Source organism: Actinosynnema sp. (genome assembly GCF_052038725.1).
In genome coordinates this window covers 1-3,542 of sequence record NZ_JBQGCX010000313.1, presented here as the reverse complement: position 1 = coordinate 3,542, position 3,542 = coordinate 1, and the positions used below count along the sequence as shown (strand labels likewise).

The 3,542-nt window shown below is 75.5% G+C and carries 4 protein-coding genes; all 4 read left to right on the top strand.

The features are described from left to right. Positions 1-1,050: peptidoglycan-binding protein (locus ACTUAL_RS06210; RefSeq protein ID WP_440899568.1), on the top strand; the 1,050-nt coding region annotated here is incomplete at its 5' end. Between the two features lie 80 nt (positions 1,051-1,130). Continuing rightward, on the top strand, positions 1,131-1,805 hold the full coding sequence (locus tag ACTUAL_RS06205; RefSeq protein ID WP_440899570.1) for an ABC transporter ATP-binding protein: 675 nt from the start codon (positions 1,131-1,133) through the stop codon (positions 1,803-1,805). 104 nt (positions 1,806-1,909) lie between these two features. Next, a complete protein-coding gene (locus tag ACTUAL_RS06200) occupies positions 1,910-3,058 on the top strand; it encodes an ABC transporter permease (protein WP_440899569.1) in 1,149 nt (382 codons plus the stop codon). An 80-nt stretch (positions 3,059-3,138) separates the two neighbouring features. Beyond that, positions 3,139-3,542 (top strand): hypothetical protein (locus ACTUAL_RS06195; RefSeq protein ID WP_440899567.1); only part of this gene is annotated, 404 nt, incomplete at its 3' end.

Genomic DNA, 3,542 nt, shown 5'->3' with positions numbered 1-3,542 from the left:
ACCCGTAGCCGGGCCGTCGTCGCCGCGGTGGTCGCGCTGGCCGTCGTGACGGGCGCGGCCGTGCTGCTGCTGCGCCCCGACGCGCCGCAGGCCGACCCGTCGGCGGACCGGCCCGACGTCGAGACCGCCACCGTCGAGCGGACCGCTCTGACCAACACCCGCTCGCTCCGGGGGACCCTGGGCTTCGGCGCACCCAAGCCGGTCAAGGGCGGCGGCGCCGGGACGGTGACGGCGCTGCCGCAGGTGGGCGCGACCGCCGAGCGCGGGAAGGCGCTGCACCGGGTGGACGACCGGCCGGTGCCGGTGTTCTTCGGGGCGACGCCGCTGTTCCGCAAGCTGGAGGAGCCCGGCGTGAAGGGCTCGGACGTGGCCGTGGTGATGGACAACCTGGCCGCCCTGGGCTACACCGTCGGCATCCGGCCGGACGACGACAGCAAGGCCGAGTTCACCCCGCGCGTGGTCGCGGCGCTGAAGAAGTGGCAGCGCGAGGTCGGGCTGCCGGACACCGGGAAGGTCGAGCCCGGTCAGGTGCTGGTGCTGGCGGGTCCGGTGCGGGTGTCGTCGGTGACCGCCCAGCCGGGTGCGGTGGCCTCGGAGGAGCTGTTCCAGGTCACGCCCACCGGCAAGGTCGTCGTGCTCCAGGTCTCCCCCACCGAGGCGGGCGCGGTGTCACAGGGCGCGAAGGTGCTGCTGACCAGGCCGGACGGGCGGGACGTGCTGGGCACGATCAGCTCGGTGGGCACGGCGGTGAGCGGTGAGCAGGGGCAGGGCGCCGGGCCGCAGATCGAGGTGGTGGCGACGCCGGACCGGAACGAGGACGTGGCCGACCTGGACTCGGCCCCGGTGCAGGTGAAGATCACCACGGAGCGGCGGGAGGGCGTGCTGTCCGTGCCGCTGGAGGCGCTGGTGGCGCTGCGCGAGGGCGGGTACGCGGTGCAGTCGCCCGGTGGCGCGCTGAAGGCCGTGGAGACCGGGATGCACTCGCAGAGCCGGGTCGAGATCAGCGGGCCGGACGTGGTGGAGGGCATGGTCGTGGTGGTGGCCCGGTGAGCGCGGCGGACGCGACCGCGCGGATCAGGCCGGTCCAGGCCGGGACGACTCGGGTCCGGCCGGTCGGGGCGGGCGCGGAGGTGGTGCTGGAGCTGCGCGGGGTCGGCAAGCGGTTCCCCGGCGGGGTGACCGCGCTGGACTCGGTGTCGCTGCGCGTGGAGCGGGGCGAGCTGCTGGCGATCGTCGGGCCGTCCGGGTCGGGCAAGTCCACGCTGCTGAACATCATCGGCACCCTGGACCTGCCCAGCGCGGGGCCGGCCGAGGTGGACGGGCACGACGTGCGCGAGCTGTCCGACCGGGCGCTGTCGGCGCTGCGCGGCAGCCGGATCGGGTTCGTGTTCCAGCAGTTCCACCTGTCCGACGGGCTGACGGCGGTGGAGAACGTCGCGGAGGGCCTGCGCTACACCGGGGTGCGGCGCGGGGCGCGGACCCGGCTCGCGGAGGCCGCGCTGGAGCGGGTCGGGCTCGGCCACCGGGGCGGGCACCGGCCGCACGAGCTGTCCGGCGGCGAGCGGCAGCGGGTGGCGATCGCGCGGGCCGTGGTGAACCGGCCCGCGCTGGTGCTGGCCGACGAGCCGACCGGCGCGCTGGACACGGCGACCGGGCGGTCGGTGCTGGAGCTGCTGTTCGAGCTGAACCGGCAGGGCACGACGATCGCGGTGATCACCCACGACCGGGACATCGCGGCGGCGCTGCCCCGCAGGGTCGAGCTGCGGGACGGGCGCGTCGTGGCGGACTCGGGGGTGGGGCGGTGAGCGCGCCGTCGTCGGAGGCGACCGAGCGGTTCGAGCCGGTCGCGCGGCCCTCGGGGCCGCCGTCGCCGCCCCGGCTGGCGCTGGCGGACCTGCTGTCGCTGGGCATGATCGGGCTGCGGACCCGGAAGCTGCGGGCGGTGCTGTCGGCTCTGGGGATCTCGCTGGGGATCGCGACGGTCGTGGTGGTGACCGGCATCCCGGCGTCCGGCCAGCGGGCGCTGATGGACGAGCTGACCGCGCTGGGCACCAACACGCTGCGCGCGCAGATGGCCCCCAGCGGGCAGGAGCCCGTTCCGCTGCCGGAGGCGTCGGCGGGGATGGCCGGGCGGATCGGGCCGGTGACGGCGTCAGCGGCGGTGGCCAACACGCACACCCGCGTGCGCCGGTCCGATCTTGTGGGTGATTCCGCGAGTTCTGACCTCGCGGTGCTCGCAACCAGCCTCGGACTCCTGGAGACCGTGAACGGGAGAGTGGCGAGCGGGGAGTACATCACCGGGTCGACGCAGGCTTTTCCGTTCGTGGTGCTGGGACACGTGGCGGCGGGCAGGCTCGGGATCGACCGGGTCCCGGAGACCGGCGAGCGGCCGACGGTCCAGATCGGACGGACCAGGTTCACCGTGGCGGGGGTGCTGGCCCCGATGCCGCTCGCGCCGGACGTCGAGCGGTCGGTGCTCGTCGGGTGGGACGCGGCGAAGGCGGAGCTGGGGTTCGACGGGCGCCCGACGGTGGTCTACGTCAAGGCGCGCGAGGAGTCCATCGAGGCGGTGCGGACGGCGCTGGCGGCGACCCTGCACCCGGAGGCTCCGGGCAAGGTGCAGGTGAGCAGGCCGTCCGACGCGCTGGCGGCGAAGCGGGCGACCGAGAGCTCGTTCTCGGCGCTGCTGCTGGGGCGGGCCGGGGTGGCGCTGCTGGTCGGCGGGGTCGGGGTGGCCAACACGATGGTCATCTCGGTGCTGGAGCGGCGGCGGGAGATCGGGCTGCGGCGGGCGCTCGGGGCGACGCGCGGGCAGATCCGGGGGCAGTTCCTCATCGAGGCGGTGCTGCTGTCGGCGCTGGGCGGGCTCGCGGGGACGGGGCTCGGGGTGGTCGCGGTGGTCGGGTACGCGGGGCTGCGCTCGTGGCCGGTCGTGATCCCGGTGGCGGCGGTGGGCGGCGGGGTGGTCGCGGCGGTCGTGGTGGGGGCGGTGGCGGGGTTGTACCCGTCGATCCGGGCCAGTCGGTTGACGCCCACGCAGGCGCTGGCGGCGCAGTAGGTGGCGCGGCGCGGTGGGTGAAGAGCGGCGTGGGTTCGTGGGGTTGTGGTGGGTTTTCCTTCTGCGGTGAGGAGTTCGGGATGAAGGCAGTGCTGGTGGTGGGGGCCGTGGTGCTCGCGCTCGTCGGGTGCTCGGCTCCGGAGGTCGCGCCCGAGGTGGCGTCGTTGTCGTCCGGGACCGGGCAGGCCCCGGCCGCGTCGACCGAGCGGGAGCGGCCTCGGGAGCGGCTGGACATGTCGCCCGAGGACCTGGACGCGTTGTGGAGGCCGCACCAGGAGTGCGTGGCGGAGCGCAGCGGGGTTCCGGTGAGCGGGTCCGGTTCCGAGAGGGGTGGCACGGAGATGCGGGCGGCCACGCCCGAGGAGGTCAGGGTGGACGAGGCGGCGCAGGAGGCGTGCGCGGGCCTGCGGCCGCTGCCGCCGTGGGAGAAGGACCCGGCGAACCCGGAGGCGCACGACTTCGCGGTTCGGGTCGTGGACTGCCT

Excerpts from the sequence above, each read along its gene's own strand:
- ACTUAL_RS06200 (WP_440899569.1), top strand. The coding sequence starts at position 1,910 with ATGATCGGGCTGCGGACCCGGAAGCTGCGGGCGGTGCTGTCGGCTCTG.